This is a genomic window from Pseudomonas sp. LBUM1673, from assembly GCF_059695645.1.
Genome location: NZ_CP166780.1, coordinates 6,495,853 through 6,518,681 on the forward strand (window position 1 = coordinate 6,495,853; position 22,829 = coordinate 6,518,681).

The 22,829-nt window shown below is 55.4% G+C and carries 6 protein-coding genes; 1 reads left to right on the plus strand and 5 read right to left on the minus strand.

What is annotated here, in order from left to right:
- Nucleotides 1–443: 443 nt before the first annotated feature.
- Genes ACA044_RS29810 through ACA044_RS29820 form a run of 3 tightly spaced genes read right to left on the minus strand, consistent with a single transcriptional unit; the run spans nt 444 to nt 14,239 of the window.
- A complete protein-coding gene (locus ACA044_RS29810) occupies nt 444–794 on the minus strand; it encodes a hypothetical protein (protein ID WP_497444431.1) in 351 nt (116 codons plus the stop codon).
- Nucleotides 791–12,508 carry a two-partner secretion domain-containing protein gene (locus ACA044_RS29815; RefSeq protein WP_497444432.1) on the minus strand — a complete coding sequence of 3,906 codons (11,718 nt, stop codon included), beginning with the start codon at nt 12,506–12,508 and terminating at the stop codon, nt 791–793. The genes ACA044_RS29810 and ACA044_RS29815 overlap by 4 nt, the downstream gene beginning before the upstream one ends.
- A gap of 24 nt (nt 12,509–12,532) precedes the next feature.
- Nucleotides 12,533–14,239 (minus strand): ShlB/FhaC/HecB family hemolysin secretion/activation protein, encoded by a 1,707-nt coding sequence (locus tag ACA044_RS29820; RefSeq protein WP_497444433.1) that lies wholly within the window; start codon nt 14,237–14,239, stop codon nt 12,533–12,535.
- Nucleotides 14,240–14,805: 566 nt separating this feature from the next.
- On the opposite strand from ACA044_RS29820, the gene ACA044_RS29825 reads away from it, so the two are divergent.
- Complete coding sequence (locus ACA044_RS29825) at nt 14,806–15,111, plus strand: hypothetical protein (protein WP_497444434.1); 306 nt, start codon at nt 14,806–14,808, stop codon at nt 15,109–15,111.
- A gap of 683 nt (nt 15,112–15,794) precedes the next feature.
- Here ACA044_RS29825 and ACA044_RS29830 read toward each other — a convergent pair.
- Nucleotides 15,795–19,925: a hypothetical protein gene (locus ACA044_RS29830; RefSeq protein WP_497444435.1), complete on the minus strand. Its 4,131-nt coding sequence runs from the start codon at nt 19,923–19,925 to the stop codon at nt 15,795–15,797.
- Between the two features lie 971 nt (nt 19,926–20,896).
- Nucleotides 20,897–22,504 (minus strand): hypothetical protein, encoded by a 1,608-nt coding sequence (locus ACA044_RS29835; RefSeq protein WP_497444436.1) that lies wholly within the window; start codon nt 22,502–22,504, stop codon nt 20,897–20,899.
- Nucleotides 22,505–22,829: the final 325 nt, after the last annotated feature.

Sequence of the window (22,829 nt, forward strand, 5' to 3'; positions counted from 1 at the left end):
CTCATTTGTGTCTACCTATTTCATTTTTTTTCGTCCTTTTAAGAGGGTCAATCACGTTTCCTCCCCAAACGACTGGGTGCGCTGCTCCCCGCGAACGCCGCTGTGTGCTGAAGGTCACAACTGATAAGCGGCTATTGAAACGATGGATCAAGTCCACCCAACAGATCAGCAACAACGATGCGAAACCCCTAGTAAAAATGGGGGAAAAGCAGATTTTCTATCTAAGAAATAGAATTTTTTTTCGGTCTGCCCGGGCATCCCCGCCGAGCTCGTCGCCCAATCAAAGCTTCAATTTCGGCAGCAAATCGCGAACCGCCAAGTACAGATAGAAAATCGGAGAAAAACGGGGACAGACCACATTTAAATCGAAAGGAGCACTGCTCTTTCTTCAAGAAAAACGTGGACTACCCCTGTTTATCCCGCCTCCTTTTCTCTTCTAGCCCTTAATCCTCAAGAATGGACCAATCAATACAAAGATCTGGATAGACCCTTAAACGCAACGCCACCGTTGAACCGTTAAAACCTCCTCGCGCACAAAGAGCATTATCAGTACCCGTCGAAATCCATACTTCACTAATCCCTTCGGAAAGAAACTTTGTCACCACATTATCTTTAAACTTTAAAACGGTCTGAACCCATCCCTCAACGACGGAAAAAGAAAAAATCAACACGCCCTCTGAACCCACAGAGATTTCATAGGCGAAATGTCCTTTCTCTCGGTCAAAAAACGATGGTTCCGTACAAAAAAACTCAAACAACTCACTGGCGTCAGGATAGCTATTCAGATTACTCATTGTTTAGTCATGCCTTTCGGAATGGTAGTAATAAAACGTCTGGACCCATCAGGAAGCACTTCATAGGTTGAGAAAAACATCACCGCTTTATTACTCGGTCCAAACAGTATTGACTCTCTGTTCTCATAGTTACCGAATTCATTCGAGAATGCTTTCGTCAGGCTCCCGACATTGTCTGGCACGCCTTTAAAATGCTCCGCCAGCACATTCCTGCTTACATCATTATCTGCAAAACCGAGCCTTTTCATTGCGGTAGCCAGCTGGTTAGCTCTCGGCGTGTTGTGATCATCTAGGGCAACATCGCCAAACAAGTATTTAAATTTGTTCGTATCAAATACGACATCCTTGGTTTTCGGACGACCCGGGTTCCCCTTAAATACATCGACATAGCCTACCTCTGTAGTGGTTTTCCCGCCACCCACAGCACCTGGAACTACACCTGGAACGTTGATAGAGAATGGATTGAACCCTGACTGATCCAGATACTGCCCAAAGGAACCCGCCCAGTTTGGGTTGTCGTTCCAGTACATGTTGGCTGTATCGTCCAGATGAAGCTGGCCCGCCAATGTCCAGTCACTGGGATTGTCACCTCCGATACTGGTCAGCCGGCCAAAAATGTCGCTGGCTTCCCCGTCAGGCAGAGTAACAGCGAGTTCATCCACGGCACGTGAACCAGCATCAATTTCCGCTCTGATTTCGGCACAGTTGTGCGTCAATTCACACCCAAGAAGTCGTTCATGATTAGCAGCGCTTCGGACTTTTACTTCTTCCGCCAACTGATCACACGTTCCCTTGGCCTCACAGGTTCTCGCCTTTTCAGCCAGCTCTCTTACATCGGTGTGATTTAAAAAGTTATTAGCCGTTGCATTTTCTGCAACCGCAGCGCCAATGGAGGCGTCGCCCCCTGTCACAGCGGCGGTCAGAACGCCCACCAACTGTGATGCCGCCAGCAACTTATTCACACCCTGGATGTAAGCAGGGCTGTTATGGTCAAGCCCGACCGGCAGCAGCTTGTCAGCCAGGAAATCAACCAGTGCTTCATTCGCCCCCGCAGCAATCGCCCCGGTACGGAAGTCCCCGCCCATAGCCTCGGCCATCAAGCCACCCAACGCGGCATGCATGACGACTTTGGACAATTTGCCATTGTCGAAAACGGTGATGTTGCCAATCTTGTTCGCCGTCACCGCGCCGCCGATGCTGATCGCCGAACCCAGTGCGGAGGCGATCAAGTTGTCTTTCAGACTACCGCCCATGATCGCTGTTTTTGCAAGGGCATCGGCCGTCGCCTTGATGGCAACGGTTTTTACTGCCTCCACCTCGAACTTCAGTTCGGTAGGGACGAAGCCAAACTTGGCGGCGATCCCTGCCGTGACACCCGCTAGCACATAGCCTTTTAGGCTCTCGGACGAAAAGACGTCCTTGAAGGTGTCTCCTAAATTGCCTTTGTTATTGATCGTACTGACTGCGGCGCTGCTGGCCATGGAGGTCAACACCGCCGAAGCCACAATGTTGCCCAAGCCCGCAGCCGTTGTCGCAGTAGCCGCAGCCGTTGTCGTAGCCAGGGTTCCGCCTGCGGCGCCCATGGTGCTGCCGGCAGAAGCCACTGCAGCACTGGCCGCCCCTGCCGTCAGCACGCTGACGATGATAATCACCGCCAACATCGCTGCCGGCCCCATGCCAGAACTGCTGTATTTGAAGGAGTCGTGAGTTTCCTTCACCAAACGCCAGTCAACATCACCGCGCTTCTCGGCATCCTTGAGCCAGGCCAGACCCGGATCAGCCTTGACCATGGCATCGATGGTCTGGCTGACGGTGTTTTGGTTGATGTCCTTGATGTCGATGTTCAAGCCTTCGACGGCATGAATCACCAGATTGCCATTGGCGATCATTTCGGTCTGGCGCAGTGTCTCGTCGGTATTGCCTCGGCCCTTGGCCGAGCTCCAGGTCATGCTGTTGCGACTTTTCTCATGGCTTTCTTGGTGAAGATCTTTCACGCCTTCGAAGGTGATGGAGCCACCACTGAGCAGGGCGATGTCCTTACCGCTGTCGAGCTTGGCAGCTTGATAGCGCTGGTCTCCACCACTGACTAAGGTCAGGTCCCCACCGGTGGTGATTTCAGTACCGACGTTTCTCACATCGGTAACTTCATCACGCTGAGTTTTCCCAGTGCCAAAACTGCCTTTTTTCTTCATCTCATACAGCGAATAATCGCTGTCTTGCGCCGCCAACAGCTCCAGATTCCCACCCGCCACCAGATAGGCCTCATCACCGGCCTTGATCCGACTCGATACCAGCGTCATGTCGGCGCCAGCGTACATGTCGACATCTCCACCAGCCGTGATGGACGACGCTACTTGGTCGACATGATCTTCCTGGCGGATGGTTTTGCGGACTTTGGAGTAGGTATGGCTCTCGTCCGCTGCGGATGTGACGAACACGTTCTCGGTGGCTGTTATGGATACGTCGCGCTTGGCAGCAATGTCGCTGGCGACCACAGCGATGTCCCGTCCGCTTTTCAATGTCAAATCGCGTCCGGCATCTATTGATGCGCCCAACTGCGTGATTTTGTCGTTAAGATAGCGAGACTTGCTGTCCGTCGTGCGCTCTTGCACAGACACAATGTTGATGTCACGAGTGGCATCAATGTATGTGTCACCGCCGCTTTTGAGCACGCCGCCAGAGTTGGTGAAGTCGCGGCCGGCCGAAATCGTCAGCTCGTTGGCGGCTTCAATCCGTGCGGCGGTATCCACAAAATCCCGATGTTGGGTTTTGCCCGAATAGCGCGCATCCATCCCTGTCACGGTGCGTTCGTTAATTACATCGCCACCGATGGCGACCATGTTCACATCACGCCCGGCAATGATTCCCCCGGATTTGTTCACCAGATTATTACTGGCCAGCAAGTCCACTCGACCGCCTGCCTCGATCAACCCACTGTTGGTCAGATCATTGCCCGCTGTGGCCTTCAGATCATTACTGGCGCGCAAAGTCCCGGAGTTGTTCAGGTTCTCACCAGCAATCAACGTCACATCCGAGCCCTGAATCAACGCCCCATTCGGTGCCAGGCGATTGTTGGCATTGGCCATGTACAGCACCGGCACCAACAACTTTTCACCATTCACTTCATGCTCTTCGAGCCAGACGATATCGTGGGTCAGGGCAGCGACTTGCTGGGCGGTAAGCGTCACGCCCACAGACAGGTTGAGTTGGTCCTTGCTGGCGATGGCGTTGTTCATCAGGTACTTGAACATCGCTTCGTCGGAGGTCTGGCCGTCGATGAAACGCTGGCCGGTGCGGGCGACTACGGCTTGCTGAACCAGACGTTGCTCGTAGAGGCCATCACCCAGGCGTTTGGCGCTGGTGTCCGGGTCGTAGCCGAGGTTGCTCAGCAGGTAATCCGAACTCATGAACTGCTTGAGGTTGGTGAGTACCGGATTGGTTTCGATCAGGTATTTGTGGCCGTTGGCCGGCGCTTTCACGTCCGGCAGGCCGGTGACGCGAGTCAGGGGACGAATGCCGATCGTGGACTTGATGTCGTTGCCGAGCCCGCCTCTGCGAGGAGCGACCGAGGTCACGGAAGCGTCGAGTGTGCTGGCTACGCCCGCAGTCACCGTCGGTGGGCGCCTGACCGGATCTACGGCGCGATCACTGCTGGAGAGGACCGCGGGGGTGTCTACCAGCAAGCTGCGCGGGCCACCGCTGGATGCAACGGTCATGTGTTCCAGAGTGCTGACGTTTTCGCTGCCGACGGTCCAGTTCGACGGATGCTGTGTCCCTACCCCCGCTGGAAGACTGCTTGCGCCCTGTTCACTGAGGCGAAACAGGCCGTTCTCCCCGGTGGGAAGGCTAAAGCCCGGCAATGTCAGCGGGTTGACTTGCTGCTGAGAAAGCTCCGGTGGTAGTTGGCTGTTGAGGTGTACCAGCAGCGGTTTTCCGGTACCGCCACCTTGGGTGTCTTGTCGGCGGTCGATGCCGGCGATGAAGCCGTAATCCTGATGGATCACACTATTGGTGAGGTTCTGCGTGGCGGTGATGCTGACCTTGCCACCTGCCTGAACGATGGCCGATTGAACTACGCCGCCGTCGCGGGACACCTCAACATCGCTGCTCACGTTGAAGCGGGTGAGCTGGGCTGGAAGAGGTAGCAGGTTGTCGGGGTCGTACTCGGAAGTTTCATAGCGTTCAGGCTTATGCCATGCGCCATATTTAACCAATTTGCGCTTGGTTACGCTGTCCACCAGGATCATGCGCTGCTCTTGACTACCCTTCTGGAAATAATCCTCCATGGCGTAGTCGGTGGTTCGGAACTGCCCGACATCATCGATGTAGTGGAACGTTAACGGCCCGTTGTCGTTGCGCTTGTTGAACTCCCACATCGCCCCTAGGGCAAATCGATTGTGCGTACCGTCGGTAATCCCCGGCGCACTGAAAATCCGTGTGCGCTCAATGGTCCCACCGGCCGCACCGATATTGCTGAAGTTGTTGGCCGCGATGGTGATGTTGCGAGCCGCCGTCACTTCGCTGCGGCTGTTGAGGAAGTCCCCGCCATTGAATGTGAAGTTACCGCCCGAGGTCAATTTTGCCCCGGGCGACTGGTCCGAAACAGAGCCCTCGTAGATCTCCCGCAGACCATAATCGACGTAATAGGTGTCGCCGCTACAATCATTGCAATGAACCGCAATGAAACTGGACACCAGCTTGCGCGATACCTCAAACTTTTCGCCACGATTGTCCAGGGTCGTGGCATTGATCGACATGTTGCCGACACTCTCCATGGACCCGGAGATGTTCGAGACCTGCAAGGCCTGATCTGCGCCATAACCCTTGATGACGACGTTACGCAATCCGTACAGATCGCCGTTCTGATTGGTGAAGTTTGCGACGCTCAGCGTCATGTCGGTGCCGCTGAAGATCAGCCCTCGATCATTGAGCAGTGACGCGGTATTGAGATCAAGGGTTTCAGCCGAGCCCAAAGTTCCATAGTTGGCAACGCTGCCGGCGCGAACCAACATTTCACCGTTGGAAGTGATACGGCCCGAATTGCCGAGTTGTCCACCAACTTTGACCGTCGAGTAGGTACCACTGGCGATACTGCCAGCGGCACCAATGTTCAGTTGCGCTGCTGTCAGAGAAAGACCACCCAGACTCGACATCCGCCCGTTGCCGCTGTAACTGCCGCCCAACTGCATATCCACGACACCATCGCTGGCGATCAGGCCATCGTTGGTCCAGTTGCCGCCACGCGCTTGCAAGTAGTCAGAAGCCAGCAGCTGACCGCTGGCGGTCTGACTGAAATTACCGACATTAACGTTCAAGCGCCCGGCCTGGATGACGCTGGAGTTGGTCCAGCTATCGGCATTCAGATCCAGCGTGCCGCCGGTGATGATGCTGCCCCCAGCACCAATGACGTTGGCGGTGGAGATATCAAACCGGCCAAGACCGACGTGATTGAGTTGACCACCGGCATTCAGAAAGCTGCCAACGGCCAAGTTCAGGTCGGTGTTGGCGGTCTCGAGCACGCCATTACGGTTATCCAGCAGGCCGCCAATCTGGAAGCTGGTCTTGCCGGTACTGCCCAAGGAACGAAGCCGGCCAGTCTGATTATCGACACTGGAGGCTTTTACCGTCAGCGTGGTCTCGCTTTCAACGATACCGGCGCGGTTGTTCAGCGCGCCGCTGAGGCTGAGGTCGATGCGGTTGCCAGCAATCTGACCGTTACCGTTGTCCAGGTTGGTACCGGTCACACCGACCAGGCCCTTGGCGTAGAGCACACCATTGCGGTTGTCGAACGCGGCGGTGGTGATGCTTGCGTCGGTGGCTTGGGCCGAGATCCGTCCACCGTTGTTGTCCAGGCCGGCCAGTGCCGACAGCGTCAGGCCCTGGGCTTGAATGATTCCGCCCTGGCGGTTGTTGTTGAGGTCGTAGCCGTTGCGCAACACGCCGACGGTTCGCGCTTCAAGGGCGCCTTTGATACTCGACAGCACCCCACCGCGGTTGTCGATGTTGGCGGCTTTGACCATCACCAAGCCGTTCTCGGCAATGACTTTGCCGCTCTGGTTATCGAGGTCGCCGCTGACGTTGAGGGTCAGACCATTCTGGCTCTGGATCGCGCCTTTGCTGTTGGCCAGGCTGGCTGCTTGTAAGTTCAGGCCGGCGTTCTGGCTGTAGATCAAACCATTGGTGTTGTTGCGTACCGCGCCGCTGGCGGTGATCTGCAAGGCGTCCTTGGCGGCGAGGGTGCCGTTGTTGCTGTTGTCCAGCGAGCCGGTCAGGAGGGTCAGCGTGCTTTGGCTGGCGAGTTGGCCGTTCTGGTTAGCGAGGTCGGTAACGCCCTTGATCAGCACCGGTCCGGTGCCGACCAGTTTGCCGCTGGTATTGGTCAATGCACCGAGCAGATCCAGCGTCACCGCGCCATTGCCGGCGATGCTCCCGGCCGTGTTGTCCAGGCCGGTGGCCGTGGCATTGATCACCTGTTGCGCATTGATCGTGCCGCCCGCATTGGTCAATGCGCCGGCAGTGATGCCCAGTGCGGCGCCGCTGTCGATCAAGCCGCCCTGGTTGTTGTTGAGGGACTCGGTCAGGGTCAGGGTCTGTCCTGCCGCGCTGCTGAGGATGCCTTTGTTACTGTTATCCAGACGCTTTGATTTGACGCTCAGGCTGCCCTGGCTGACCAAGGCCCCGGCATTGCTGTTGAGCAACGCGCCCTTGAGGTCCACGGCAACATCACCGTTGCGACTTGAGAGTGTGCCGCTGTCGCGGTTATCAAGGCTATCGCCGTTGACGGTCAGACCCTGCCAGCCGGAGATCAGTCCCTTCTGGTTGACCAGGCTGGTGCCGTTGACCGTCAGGAGCTGACTGCTGATCAGCTTGCCGGCGCTGTTATCCATGGCGCGGGCAATCACATCGAAACCGAGGTTGCTGGAGATTTCGCCGTTCTGGTTGTTGAGATCGCGCAGGTGCTTGAGGGTCAGCGGCCCCTTGGCCGTGAGCAGGCCGTTGCGATTGTCGAAGTCGCCGTTGGCCAGCTCCACGGTGACGGCTTTTTCGCCGAGCAGGCGACCGCCGTCTTGGGTCAGAGACGTCAGGGTCAGGTCAATATCGCCCTTGGCCGAGACTTCGCCATCGTTGCTGGAGTCCAGGCCAGTGGCGGTCAGGGTCAGATTGCCCTGGCTGTTGATCAACCCGCTATCGCGGTTGTTCAGCGCCATGGCGTTGAGGATGACGGCGCTCGCGCCGAGCACCGTGCCGCTCTGGTTATTGAATTCGGCGCTACCGACTTTGAGCAGTTGAGCCGCGTTGATCAGCCCCTTGGCATCGTTGCGCAATAAACCATCGACGGTCAGTTCAAGATCACCGCGGCTGGTCAGGCTGCCGCCGCTGTTGTTCAGGCTGGCGGCGCGCACGTCGAGGGACGCAGCGCCGATCAGGCCTTTGACGTTGTCCAGCGCGTTGGCGATGCGCAGGGTCAGGCCCTGATTGCTCAGCAATTTGCCGTTGCTGTTGTCCAGGCTTTGCGCGGTCAGCGTGAAGGCTTCGGCGCTGGAGATTTCACCGCTCTGGTTGTTGACGCCCTTGAGTTGTTTGAGCAACAAGGCACCGGGAGCATTGATCAGGCCGTTCTGGTTATTCAGTTGGCCGTTGTTCAGGTCCAGGCTGAGGCTGCTGTTGCTGAACAGCTTGCCACCCTGCTGATCCAGCCCGGTAACCGAAGCGGTCAAGGCGCCTTGGCTGCCGATACGGCCGTCATCCTGGTTGGTGACCTGGCCCGCGACGAGATTCAGGGTACTGGCGCTGTTGAGTCGGCCACCCTGACTGTTATCGAACGCGCCGGTGGTGACTTTCACCGCGCCTTTGGCGCTGATGCTGCCTTGCTGGCGGTTGTCGAGGCTGGCACTGGTGAGTGTGAGCGCACCATCGGTGACAATTGCACCGCCCTGGTTGCTGACACTGCCATCGCTGGTAAGCGCCAGACCGGCGGCGCTGGAAAGACTGCCTTGGGTGTTGGTCAGTTGCGTGGTTTTGACGGTCAATGCACCTTCGCTGCTGACCTGGCCCAGGCTGTTGTCGAATACGCCGGTCAGGTTCAAGTGCATGTTTTGCAAACTGAGCAGGTTGCCGCCGCTGTTATCCAGCAAACGCCCTTGCAGGTTCAGCGCGGTGGTGGCGCTAAGCAGGCCTTTGTTGCGGTTGAGCAACTGGTCCACCGTGAGGGTCAACGCTTGACCGGTGAAAACCTGGCCACCATCGCTGTTGTCGAGTTTTGTGCCGGTGACCGACAGGTCGGCGTTGGTGCTGATTTCACCACCGCGGTTATCGAGTTCATCGACCGTCAGGGTCATGGCGTTGGTGGAACCGAGCAGACCTTTTTGGCGGTTGTCGAGGGTGTCGGCGGTCAGCTTGAGCACACCGGTGGTGATCAATTGGCCTTTCTGGTTATCCAGGGTTTTGACCTGAACGGTGGCGTCGGCCTTGCCGGCAATATCGCCGCCACGGTTGTCCAGGGTGTCGGCGGTGAGCAGCAGTTCACCGTCGGCGATGACCGCACCTTGCTGGTTATCCAGTGTGTTGTCGGTGGTGAGTTCCAGCCGGTCGTGGCTGCTGATCAAGCCTTCGCTGTTGTTGAGGCTGTCGCTGTGGCTATCCAGGGACGCGGCGGAAATCACACCTTTGAGGTTGTTCAGGGCTTGCGCGATGCGCAGGGTCAGGCCCTGATTGCTCAGCAATTTGCCGTTGCTGTTGTCCAGGCTCTGAGCGGCGAGTGTGAAGGCTTGGGCGCTGGAGATTTCACCGTGCTGGTTGTTGACGTCCTTGAGGTTTTTCAACACCAGCAACGGCGCGTTGATCAGACCGTTCTGGTTGTTCAGTTGGCCGTTGTTCAGGTCCAGGCTCAGGCTGGTTTGGCTGAACAGTTCACCGCCCTGTTGATCGAGCCCGGTGACCGAAGCGGTCAACGCTTGCTGGCTGGCAATTCGCCCGGCGGCGTTGTTGACCTGCTTTGTGGTGAGCTCCAGGGTGCTGCCGCTGATGAGACGACCACCCAGGCTGTTATCAACGTTGCCGGTGACGACGCGGGTGGCATCTTTACCGGAAATCAGGCCTTTCTGGCTGTTATCCAGGCTGGCACTGTCAAGAAACAAGGTGTTATCGGTGCTGATCGAGCCGCCCAGATTGAGCAAGCCGCCACGACTGGTCACGGACAACGCACCGGCACTGCTCAGGCTGCCGGCGCTGTTATCGAGGCTGGCCGCGTTGACGGTCAATGTTCCTTCGCTGCTGATCAGCCCTTGGCCATTGAGCAAGGCATCGTCAAGGGTGATCACCAAACCATTGAGGCTGTCGAAGGTGCCGCCGGTATTGTCCAGCGTGGTGCCGGTCAACGTCGTTGCGCCCTTGGCGACGATCAGGCCTTTATTCTGGTTGATCAGTTTGGCAACGACCATTTGCAGATCGGTAGCGGCCAGCACTTTCCCGCCGTCGCTATTGTCCAGGCGCTGACCTTTGATGTTCAGCAACAAGCTACTGGAGAGCTCGCCTGCACGGTTGTCGATGTCGTCGACCTTCAGGGTCAGCGCTTTGGTGGTGCCAACCAGACCGCCATTTTGGTTATCGAGGGTTGTGCCGGTCAGGCTCATGTTACCTTGGGCGACCAGCGCCCCGCCTTGTTGTTGCAGCAAGCCAATGGTGGCGGTGAGGTCACTTTGGCTGGAAATCCGCCCGGCCGCGTTTTGCACTTCATTGGCGTTGAGGGTGACTGGGCCGATGGCACTGAGCAAGCCGCCACTGTTGTCCAGGCGAGTACCGTCATAGACGATACCGGCCTTGCCGCTGATCAAGCCTTTGTCGCGGTTATCCAGTTGGCCTACTTGCAGTTTCAGCTGTTTGTCGGCCTGGATCACCCCAGCGCGGTTATCGGCAGAATCGCTGATCACAGTCAGCGTGCCTTTACCGCTGACTGTGCCACCGCGGTTGTCGAGTTTGCCCGTGCGCACATCGATGGCGCCCTTGGCGCTAATTTCGCCCGTGTTCTGGTTATCCAGCAAACCGCTGATGCGCACGGTGAGGCCGCCGTCGCTGACCACCACGCCGGCGTCGCGGTTGTCGAGGCTGGCGGCTTTGAGATCCACGCTCTTGCCCGAACCCAATACACCGTCGCGGTTATCCAGAGCGCCGCTGAGGTCGATATTCAAACCCAGGTCGCCCAGGACCTGACCGCTGCGGTTGTTCAGTGTGGTTGCGTTGAGCCGAGTAATGCCAGCACTGGAAATCTCACCGGTGCTGTTGTTCAACTGACCGATCGTGCCCGTCAAATTACCGGTGCTGTTGATCACCCCTTTGGTGTTGAGGACCTGATTGGCCGTGACGTTCAGCGCGCCACTGCTTAACACTCGCCCATTGTTCTGGTTATCCAGGGTCCCGGCGGTGATGTTGGCGGTTTGCGCGGCGCTCAGCGTACCGCCCTGGTTACTCAGGGTCTGGCTTGAATTGACCGTTAGGGTGCGACTGGCCACCACGCTCTTGCCGGTGTTGTTGAGGTTCTGTGCGCTCAGGCTCACATCGCCGCTGGCATTGCGGCTGGTGTCGGCGTTGACCCCGGCTTCGATGACGCCGTTGTTGGTCAGCACACCGAGGGCACTCAGGGTGATGGTGTCCCGAGCGGAGAGGGTTTGCTGGTTGGTCAGGTTGCCTTGGGTTTGCACGTTCAGCGCCGTGCCGGCATAGACCGGGCCGCGAGCGTCGAGGCTGGCAGCCTTAACGTTGACGGCGCCGTTCGTGGCCGAGGTGTCGACCAGACTCAGGTGGCCGTTGGCATTGAGCTGAATGTCGCCACCGCTGGCGATCAGTTTGCCGTCGAGCTTCACCCCGACCCCGGCCTCCGTACCAACCAGTTTGATCGCCCCGGCGTACATCCCGCCCAGCGCCGACGAATCGATGGCCAGTTGCGGTTTCGCGCTGCCGTCATCGGCGCGTGCGGTGGCATTGAGGCTTTGTGCATTGACGTCGTTGCGACCGGCCACAATCGTCAGGTTTTTCGCCTGGATTTCGGCATTGATCTTCGCGCTGCGGGTGATGATTTCGAAGCTGTCGACGTTGTTGGCGTTGAGCCCGGCGCCGTCGATGGAGACGCTGCCCTGATCGACCTGGAAGCGATCCAGACGTCCGTTGTCGAGCACCGGTTTGCCTGTGGTCAACGTCACACGCGGCGTATTGATAAACCCGCAACCGTTGCAACTGATGCCGTAAGGGTTGGCGACGATAACGCGCGCCGACTGACCCGCCACTTCCGTGTAACCGCGCAACTGACTCGGACTGCCGCCGACCACTTCGTTGAGAATGGTTTGCGCAGCGACACGATTAGTGAGATTCGGGTTGCCGACGATGATGCCGCCCAATTGCGTCGCACCAGTCTGGTTGGCGACGTTGTTGAGGATGACGCCTTGGGTGCCGACGTTGTAATCGTGAAACTGGTTATGCGACAGGCCGGTGCCATTGGGCGTGGCGATGTTGACGATCGGCACGCCGTTGCCCGCCTGACCGAGACTGGTGCCTGGCGAGGCCACGACGATTCCTTCCGCTTGGGCCCACATCGGTTGCCAGAACATTACGTTGGCCAACAGGAACGCCAGTCCCCGCTTGGGCATGCCCCAGAAGTGCTCGCGGGTTTTCACGGCAGAAGAAGGCTGACGGCTCAGGAAGGCGAATTGACGGGCGTCCATGTCGAAGGTCTCGATGCAGCGAAATTAGAGGAAGAAATCCAGGCGGAAATAGATCGGCGCTTCGCGCTCGGTCAGGGTGTCTGGACGTTCGAGGGAATGAGCAAAGGTCACGCTGGCGGCCAGGTGCTGACCGCGGGCAAACACCTCCACCGAGTTGCTGGACATACGGCCGTGCTGGTCGCCGTTGTAGCGATCGCCGCGGATCACGCCCTGGTCGTAACCGAGGCTGGTGCCGTATTCGGCGAACACCGGGCGCAGCCATTCCAGCGTTACCGGACGGCTCCAGCGCAGGTCGTTGCGCCAGTAACCGCCGCTGTCGCCGGACAAGGATTGATCCTTGTAACCGCGGATCGACGACAGCCCGCCGAGGCTAGTGCGCTGCGGGCTGAACAGCACGTCTTCACTGCGCTGGCCGGTCATCAGGCTGCTGAAACTGAACGACTCGCCCCACACCTTGAACGGTTGCAGGTAGCTCGCGGTGGCGGTGTATTTGCGGTAGCGCGCATCCGGTTCGCCGGGGCCCGGGTGACCGTTGCCCTGAGCATCGAACGCGCCGATGCCTTGCTGCATGCCGAGGTCAAGGTTGACGAAGGCACTGCCGACTCGCCGACCGTGGTTGATGCCGAACTGTGCTTCGCTGATGCGGTTGCTGCTCAGCTTGAGTTTGCTGTCTTCGATGAAGTTATTGGTGCGCAGGTACGAGAGGCCGGTGCTGAGGGAGGTCTTGCTCACGGCATCGCGATGGATCACCCGCTCGGCGCGCAATTGATGGTTTTCGCTGTCGCCGGTCTGCTTGAAGTTGAAACCGTTGGCTTGCGCCTGCGAGCGGTATTCACTCTGGCTGTAGGTGTAATTGAAGTTCCACCAGCCCCACGGCAGGTTGTAATTGAGCAGCGCGTTGTTGGAGGTGTGCTGGTGATCGGTCATCGCATCGTGACCGCCGCGCAGATTCAACTGATCGGCCAGGCCCAGCGGGCTGTCCCAATCAAACGTGGTGCCCCACTGCTGTTCACCGGTGCTGCGCTGGCCGTCGTTGCTGCGGGACACCCCGGCACGCCACGGCTTTTGCGGGGTGTTCTTGACCAGCACTTCGCTGCCGCCGACGTTCTTGCCCGGAGCCAATTCCATCTGTGCCTGATTCGATGGCAAACGGTTGAGTTGATCGACCAGTTGCTCGATTTCCCGCAGGTTGACCAGTTCGCCAGTCTTGCCGGGAAAAGCCATGGCCAGTTCACGGTCCGACAGCTTGCTGTCGTCTGCGCCCTTCAACCCTTCAAGCCGTCCCTCGACCACCAGCACCTTCAAATGCCCGCCGGACAAATCCTGCTGGGGCAAGTAGGCACGGCTGGTGACCAGGCCTTTCTCGATGTAGTGGTCGGTGATGACTTTCAGCAGTTCATTGAGCTGGGTAACACCCAGGCACTGGCCGATATAGGGTTTGAGAAGCCGCTCGCGCTCACTGGCGGAAAGACTGTCGGCGCCTTTGAGCTCAATGTCCTTGATGGGGAAACAACGGGCGTCGGCCGGGGCCGTCGGTTGCGTGGGTTTGGCGGCCTTGCCGGGCAATTCCTTGAGCTCTTCGAGACGCCGACGCTGCTCTTCGAGCAGGCGATCCTGGCGTTCGCGGATGAGGTCGGTTTCACCGGGGGTGGGAGCGGCGTGAGCAAGATTTAGCGGAGAAAGGCACAGCAAAGCCAGGCACAACCTCGCCACGAGGGCGGGTGGGGACATGTTCGATCCCTCGAATGGAGAGCAGTGGCACAATAGTGGCGCGATATTAGATGGCCATTATTCTGGCGTCAATCGAATGAATTGCCGTTTGCCTGGATATTGGGCTTGGAATGGCCTGAGTAGGCTCTGATTATTTCGGACTGCTAGAGCGGGGTAATCGAGTGTTTAGTAGCGAGCCTTAGGGGAAACAATCCATTACCACACTCTTCGGATCAGCTCAAGACCTGTCGCATTTATTTCGGAATTCCACATCAAGATCATCGAACAATTAGTGGGGACGCATTCATGAAACCCGTTACATTGGAATTACAGGAGGAGCTCAGTTGGTGGAAATGCTTCACATCGACCGTTCATAATCTGCTCCCAACCCCACTCGTGCAGTCGTGCTGCGCGCCAGTAATTTTTGAGGATATCCTCTGGGGTATCCAACTCTTCGTTGAGGTCGAACTGCGGAGCCATAGGGTACTGCCACATCCACACCTAACGCCAAGGCAGGTGGTTCTCTAGCGCAGTATTTCGCGACCGGTTTCGCTGCAAGGTTGCTCGCAGGCAGCGGGTCTGGAGTTGTGAATACTGCCGGAAATTCCATCCCCGCCAACTCAGTAACTCCGGAAATACATGAAGCCAACAAGATAAAACAGCAATCTCAGATTGCCGTAATTAATGAAATAATGACAAAAATCTCAGACGCAACTGGAAAATTAGATAAAACGAAGAAGGATGCGTTGGTAAATAAGGCGACCTTTTCCAGTGAGAACACCAAACAAGCGCTATTGCGAGAGACGTCCGGCCCTAACTTTAGAGATCTTTTGCTTCTTTCGTACAACGGAACCGCAAAACCACTAAATGACGCCCTAAGCGGAGGGAAATAAAATGACTCAGTTAGCAATACAGATCTGTGACTCCGAAGACCAAGCTAAGACCCAAGCAGATTTCTACCACCAGGCCGGATGCAAGGTTGAGCCAATTTTTAGTGTACGAACTGTCTCAGTAATAGCACCGTCAGGAGACATAGAAGTCTTCGGCGACCAGGACGGCGATGACCGTGTGTGGGTTGTGCAAGTGTATAAATAGATAAACCACTCAGTACCATTGCACACGTGCCGAGTAAGGTTGCGCTGACACAGGCACTCAAGGAGGGAGACGTCATGAAAACCAAAAGACGTCGCTCCAACATAATCCCGCTTTGATCTGCGGAGCTGTGGTCCATCGAGTACCAAATAGGCCCTTTTCGTTTGTGCCTATGAATGCGCTAGTTGAGCTTGACTGCGGAATCAGGAGTTTACCCCAAACAGGATTCTGTTCAGGATAGGTATGTACGACGGCGCTTTCCTATTTTTATTCCAGAGCTAATACATCCGAATGGGGATAACCTCAAATCACCGACTGAATGCGCCATGGGATCTTACGTCCGTTCGCTTAGCGGCCACTCGCGAGTGGTTTATCGACCCATTCGGACGTTTGATGCGTCTCAGAAATCGGAAGCAACTCCCAAAACGTATGACGCCGAATGAGATGGTAAGGATATCCCGGGTGATAATGAATTGGGGCAACGTCAAGGGATGGCGGGAGATATCCAGCGATACTGCTGGTAATCGTTGACGGTTTTGCGCAAAGACCAGTGCACAGAATCATCAGTCGTAAGCTCGCGCGCCCATACATCCCGGTCTGAACGAGTGGTTTTGCAAAGAGCAACCACCACCAGCCGTCCCGCCAAAGCATCTAGCTGTGCCAGAGCTTCCAGATGCAACTTAAGTTCGGATTTTCCTAGGCGGAAGTAAAGATATTGAAAAGACTTGTCCAGCTGGTGACAAATCCGACGTTTTTGCACAGCGCTGAGATGCTTCAGAGCAGGACTGTACAACAACCGAAGAGCCGTAAGATTTGCTCCAGCAATGTCACTTGTATTTAATTGAATATCCATCACACGCCCGAGCAGCCTGACTTGTGGCAATTTGGCGTCGGGTTGTAATGCGAAGTCGATCAGAGCAGCCAGTAGCGGTTGACTCAAGCTTAACCCCTTCAACACCAATGCCTGCCGCAGTTGAAAGATGGAGTGATGCCGGACGTTCCCAGGTTGATTCAGTGCGGCATTCAATAGCACCTGTATGGTCTGCTCGCTATGTTCCACGTTGACGCAAGTCACTAGCAAATGTTGTACGGCAACCTGTGCGGAGGTACGAAGCCTGGTTTCCTGCTCCGCCCAACTCAGCACTTGGGGTTGCGAAAGCCTATTCGCCAATCTTTGCTGGATCAACAGATCCAGCAGCGCATAGGCCCATGCACGCGGTTGTGCTTTTGTATCTTGGCTCATGATCAAGGCAAGCTGTAACAGGCTCGGGGCGTGCCGCTCTGCGGCGGGACGCAGAGTTGACCAGCCGTCATTGGCAATAGCTTTATTCAGAGCGCGAATTGCCAAGGTGCTGGACTGCCCAGCTACAGCCAAGCTCAAGGCCATATCCAGATGCGAAGAGGTGCGTAATAACCTAGGCAACGCCGCTCCTAGCACGCTGACGTGGGAAGGATATTGCTCAGTGTCGCCCAACAGCGTAAGCAATGACTCTTTTGCATACGGCAACCCATTGACTAAAGCCATAGGCAACAATCGTAACAGGCTAAGGTCGTCGAGCCATTGCTTAGCTGGGATGAGACAGAGGAAGTCATCGAGTGCTGCGGGACAGCTTTCCTGATCGTGAAGTACCCGCACGAAGTCAACCACAACCGACTTAATTGATGCCTCCCATGCATAGGATTGGTCGCTCAGGCCAGCTACTAGTTGGGCGCACCGACCAATCACCTGGGAGCGCAATGCAGGCAACAGTCTAGTGCTCTGCAATTGTGGGATCACCATTTGCTGCAACAGAACCTGCAAGGCGGCGGGGCCTAAATTCTGATTCAAGCGCATCAGTAATCTATTGCGTATACCAAGCAGAGCCTCATCTTCTATCAATGCGAGTGCTCGCAATGATAGGTGCAGGTCTGCGGTCTTGGTTAAAACCACATGATCACTGTGTAGTTGGCATAGTGCGGGGAAACGTGACCATAAAATTCCCAAGCAGCGCGCCGCCAGATCTATGACCGGGCCGAGCTGCGATGCTGAGGATGATCGGGCCCACTTCAACAATTGCCTGACCAACCACCACGCATGATTGCGTTTGATGGAGTCTGCACCTGCGCAACGGATGAGAAATATTAAGGTAACCCCTTCCTGTCGACCGGTCCGCAACAAGCGAATAGAGTTTCGTAGCACAAACGACGGATCGGCCGTGAGACCGTGTTGCAGTATCTGTGTACCTATTTTCGCGACAATGCCATTAGCACTCGCCAGTCGGTTCAGGCTACCGATGAAGTTTTGTTCTCCAATCAGGCGCTTGCAAGTTGGCCAATCGACAGGGGATAGCCAGATCAGCAAATTGGAGGTCCATTGAAGAATTTTCCAATCTTGGTGGGGCTTGGCCGCCACGATCAGCGCTTGAACTTCGTCTGCACGCGAGCGCGGTAGGTGATGAATTAACTGACAGACGCGTTTGAGGACGTCGGCATTGCCATCACGAACCTTCTCCAGCAAATATTCTCGGCCACTCACATACCCATGGCTGTCCATCAAGTGCAGTCGCAAAGCAGTGCTCGAGGGGCCAGGATGGTGTTGTTGCAAAAGGCTGATTACGTACGGTGCCATCAGGGTCGCTGGCGAGGAATTGTGGCGGGCACAGTGCCAGAATTGATGCTGGCGAATAGGAAACTCGAAGCGGTCATCCGCATGCTGCAGTATGTCGGTCCTGCAAATATCAGGCGAATATCCTGACTTCTCAGCCAGGGCTAATCCCGCAATATATTCGAAGAACGTTTGGTGGAAGAACTCTATCCGACCAGCGTTTCGCCTCAAAAGGTGGCGGCTGATTAACTCACGGATGTCGTAAAAATCGACATTGTTATAAAAGGTCAAATCATCACATTGCTGTTCGGTCAAAAAAGGCGCCGACGATGCGAACATTTTTAACGCGATAAGCTTTGCAGTGTTAAGTAGGCTCTCGCGCTTTGCAGCGGAATGCGGTGTACCTGCTCGTATATCTACTTTGACACGTGTGCTTAGGTACTGTTGGTATAGCCGCAGCGAGTCAATATCTTCAGGTACTTGATCCGGCGCATACAACTCAAACAGCATGCGAAGCGCAAGTGGATTTAAACACACGTCCTTTGCGGGTCGGCCTAGGGCCACCAGTTCCGCTAACCGAGTCGCGTACAGCGATGCCTGAGCGATGGCGTCGGCACCGGCATGGAAAGCGGCACAATGTGCCTGCAAGGCTCGAGGGAATTCATCCTCGTCGTACTCGTTCAAATATAGTCGAACAGTAGACGTCACCAAGTCTTCAAATTTGAGATCAGCCAACTCCTCGGGCCGACTGGAGATGATCACCGAAGCGCCCTGCTCTACCAATTCGCGAATCAGTTGCAATGCGAGCGGCCAAAGATCCTCACGGTGCATCAGCACATCAAAGGTATCCAACCATACTGTGAATCGAATCCCAGCGTCTCGCAGATTCACCGCATGCTTCAACAACGCTCCACGTATGATCTCGAAGCCCGCACCTGGAAGCATTGTGGCCAGTTGCGCAGCCGCCAGCGGCAAGCTCACCGTGTCGGTACGCTCATCCCACCGCCTGTGGCATCCCCACAACAAGCTGGTCTTGCCAAAGCCAGCGGGTGCCACGACCGCAATCAGTACACCATGTTCTGTGGTGGTGCAGGACTTTTCAATCTTATTATCTATTTCATCTTCAATATTTCTTCGGGTATAAACCTCAGACAAGCTAATCAGGCGCTGCGTGCCGTCGTGCTTACGAGCTTGAGCAACAGCCAAGGCGGATAGCTCCCGACTTTGGTCCAACGCTTCTAACGAAAAGTTACCTTTCAACAGCTGTATGACTTGTTCTAAGCGCTCCATCACCTCAGCTTTGTCTACGACGTAACGCGCCTGAAAAAAGGTCGAGAACACCATTTCGCTACTATGCAGCCAGATCGCTAGGTCTTGCTGTTGCAGCAGTTGAATATCGATTCGGGCTAAGACGTCGCTAACGTGGGTCAGCGCTTCGGTCGGGTCCAATTTCGACAATCCCTTAAAATCAAGAATGGCCTTGTCCACAGCTTCAGTTAATAGCTTTGGAGACTCACGCAGAACACGCGCCGTTTCTTGAAACAAGGATGCGGCTTTGCCGTTGGCTCTCCTAGATAGCGCCAACACGTAGGTAAAGTCGTCAGGATTGGGCAGTAAAGCCGGGTAGATTTTCGCAGCAAGAATGAATCGACATATTTCCCTCAAAGCTTGCGGTAAGGTGTAATCGTTCGCGTAGTGTTTGCATTGAACGACGCCGACAGCCATTCCCTCACGCATCAGCACGACATCGCGGCCCATATCCGCTGTACCCTGCATCAACCAGGTACTGTCGTGTCGAATCTCAATACCACACGGATGCTTACCCTGCTCGCACTGCCAGTCCTGGAACAAGCGAAACATCAGCAGCTCAAATTCCCTGTCGCCCAAAACCTCTACAGGGACGCGCAATGGAGCTGCGTCCAGCGCACTATGAACTTCAAGATCTCGCAATTCAGATTCGATCTGCGCCTCTTCAATCTTTGCAGGCATGTCGTCTACCAGATTCGTCTGATTTTGCTCCAGTTCAGCCATCCTTCCACCCCATATCGTCCAGGAAGAGCAAAAGAACTAAGCATACTGCATTTATCAATTAACCATGCCCAAAGGGCGCTCTACTCTAAGGTGCAGTGCTTATCATGCAAATACACCTCCTGAAACGCCCCCTGTCTGTAGGCACCGAGCGACTGCTTCTGGACGAGGAAAGGTCCATTGGTTTGCAAGACCTCAGCGCCGAATCTTTGGCTCTGCTCAGTACAGATTTTTCCACCCGCGAACAAATCGACCGCTGCTGTCGCAAGCCCGCTATTCGACCTCAAGTGCAGACGGAGGCCAATTTCCTTGGGGGAATCGAAATTGTTCGCCGGGCTAATCTGTCGACTTTATAGCCTGCCAAAATCGCGTTGGCCCAAGACGACCTAGTGCACACCAAGCTGGGGATAAAACGCTTGCAGTGAACCGCCGTCCTTATGCGGCACAAGACGCCTTTTAGAGCGCAGCGGTGCAAGTTTTCATTGACCTAGCGAAAGAAGTATCCAACGAACTGGATGAGTGAGCTGGTAAGCGACGCGACTTGTGTACCCACGCGAGCCCCGCAAGTACGAATCACTTGGTATTCCGGGGCTTCAGCCTTATGGGCGTAGTGGTTTGAATGCTATGCACGCGAAAACTGCCGGGGCCTTTTTTCATGACGACCTCTTAGCTCTGTAGGATGCCAAAGTCTATCTACGCTCTTGAACTATAAGCTTCGACACCGCGCCACATTAGCGTCAGGGGGGCCGAGCCAGACACGCTTTCACGATCAGTACGGGAGAATATTGCGGGTGCGTGAGCATACCGATCGACAGCCTCATTATCGGCATAAACCCAGGACTGCTAGGTTATCGCGTGATAACCAGAAATGAGTAGTAAGCATTCCGCAGCAAACCCGGGCTATGGCTCCGCATGTACCACTATCACAACGATGTGATAACCGAGAAAGGCTCAGCATAGGCAGAGCCTGATTGTCACTCTGATTTCAGCAGCGCTTTTTTGCTGAACGGCCAAATTTCACCGCTCTGCGATGCGTTCATAAACTCACTGATCGATACGCAGGAAAACTCTTTGATCTTGGTGGACACTATGGTCGGGTACAACGTAACCATCGCGTAGCCAGCCACCTCAAGCCTAGTGTCCAAATTGAATTTATGGGCAAAGTGTTTTTCCACATTCTCCACGTTCTCTAGCACCCAGTTGTACTTCTTTATGAACTTGGCACTGTAGCTTTTCGAGTCGCCTATAAACTTGGACTGATCATCCAAAAACGTACGAGGCTCGGTCGTGAATCCAACCTGCTTCACCTCGATGATCACCAATAATTTTTGCGCCTCATGGAAGCCGAGGAAATCAATCTCACCCACTTCGGGTGGAATTTTCATGCTCTGGCCGTTACCGAACGACAAACTTTTGACTGAAGAGGATCCCGCAATGCCCAAAGTTTCGAGATTTCGTTCTACGACATTCTCGAACCACCGGCCAGATTTAAGAGACAAGACGTCGAGTGCCTTTTTTACGCTCACGGACTGCCACTCGGGCGGTAATTTTCTAAAAGGCACGTCGGCAATCAGGATGCTCAAACACTCCTGCGCCATGCGCCGGGAGAAAAATATCCAGTCAACGCCATCAATGGGATCTTTGAAGAAAGCTCGTTTATACGCACGATACTCTTGTTTTGGACGAAACAGCTCCCGATCCTCCATGGTTTGCGCACTTAGGCAAAAGCCATTCAGGAGCAACTCCGCCTGCTCTGAAGTGATGCGAAAATTCAGGGCGATCGTTTCGATTGCTTCTTTCCATTCGAACATGCCCAGCGCTTCGGGATTCTGCTTGTCGCTATAGTTGTCGATGATCCAACCAAGCGTGCCCAGCGTATCCCTGTAACTCAGACCGAGTGTCTCGACGAAGCTTGCGTCTAGGATTTCGGCGTGCGCGGCCATGTCTTGGAGGAACATAGGGGACGGCACGTACTTTTCAAAATCACGAACCGATTCACGAATGTCAAACTTGAGCTTGCCGTCCTCTTCCACATGGAAGTAGGTGAACTCGCTCGGATCGAGCGTCAGCGTGACCTCGTCTAGAAAGCCCCTGTAATTGTCGCTCCTCATGTACAAGCTGACCAACTCTTCCACCGCAATGAAGACCATAGAGATCGCGTCTTCCTGCTCGTCTTGAGTTTTGGCGACTTTGTCAGATGCCATATTGGAGCGGCACAGCAGTTCAAAAAGATGTTTGATGCCCCTTCTCGCATGCAGCGCATACGGCTGCCAGAGGTTTTCTTCATCTTCGGACAGCTTATTGAGCTTATGAGCATCAGCAACCTGACCATAACGCTCGTATTCGGACGCCAGGTAGGTGACGAACTCTCGGGGGCTAACCTTAGGTAAGTACTCATCCAGGAGCGCGTAATACTCAGTGAACATCAGGTTTACGATTTCGACAATGACAGCCTTATCAGTGTACCGACCCGGTCTGAATTTTTTGAAAACCGCTTCCTTGATTATTTTGTATACGCGCTCTTCGTGTGCTGGACTGGCTCTGAAGATCTCAATTCCGGCGATATTACGGCTCTTCAGCACAATTCTCTCCTTAGGTTGTTCGCTCTCGAATCCGTTGGTACAGGTTGAGCGCAGCGAGTAGCTTAGCGGCTGCAACCCTATCAAGAGGATATGGAAACCATCGTCACAGTTTCATTAAGTTTCTGCTGCAATTTCTTGCCATCACATGTCTGACCGTGCGGCCACGCCTACTTACAAGCGAGTCAAACACTCATCAATGCCCAAGAGCTCCTCATGTGATAGCAATGAGCCTGCATCATTCCTCGGTAAGGTCTTTCGTGTCAACGTGTGCATCGCAATACGTCGGTCCAGTAAGGCGACCCGGCGAAGTAGCTCACTCCGCAGA

Bases quoted from the DNA above. Each gene is read 5' to 3' on its own strand.
- ACA044_RS29820 (WP_497444433.1), bottom strand. From the start codon at position 14,239: ATGTCCCCACCCGCCCTCGTGGCGAGGTTGTGCCTGGCTTTGCTGTGC.
- ACA044_RS29815 (WP_497444432.1), bottom strand. From the start codon at position 12,508: ATGGACGCCCGTCAATTCGCCTTCCTGAGCCGTCAGCCTTCTTCTGCC.
- ACA044_RS29810 (WP_497444431.1), bottom strand. From the start codon at position 794: ATGAGTAATCTGAATAGCTATCCTGACGCCAGTGAGTTGTTTGAGTTT.
- ACA044_RS29830 (WP_497444435.1), bottom strand. From the start codon at position 19,925: ATGGCTGAACTGGAGCAAAATCAGACGAATCTGGTAGACGACATGCCT.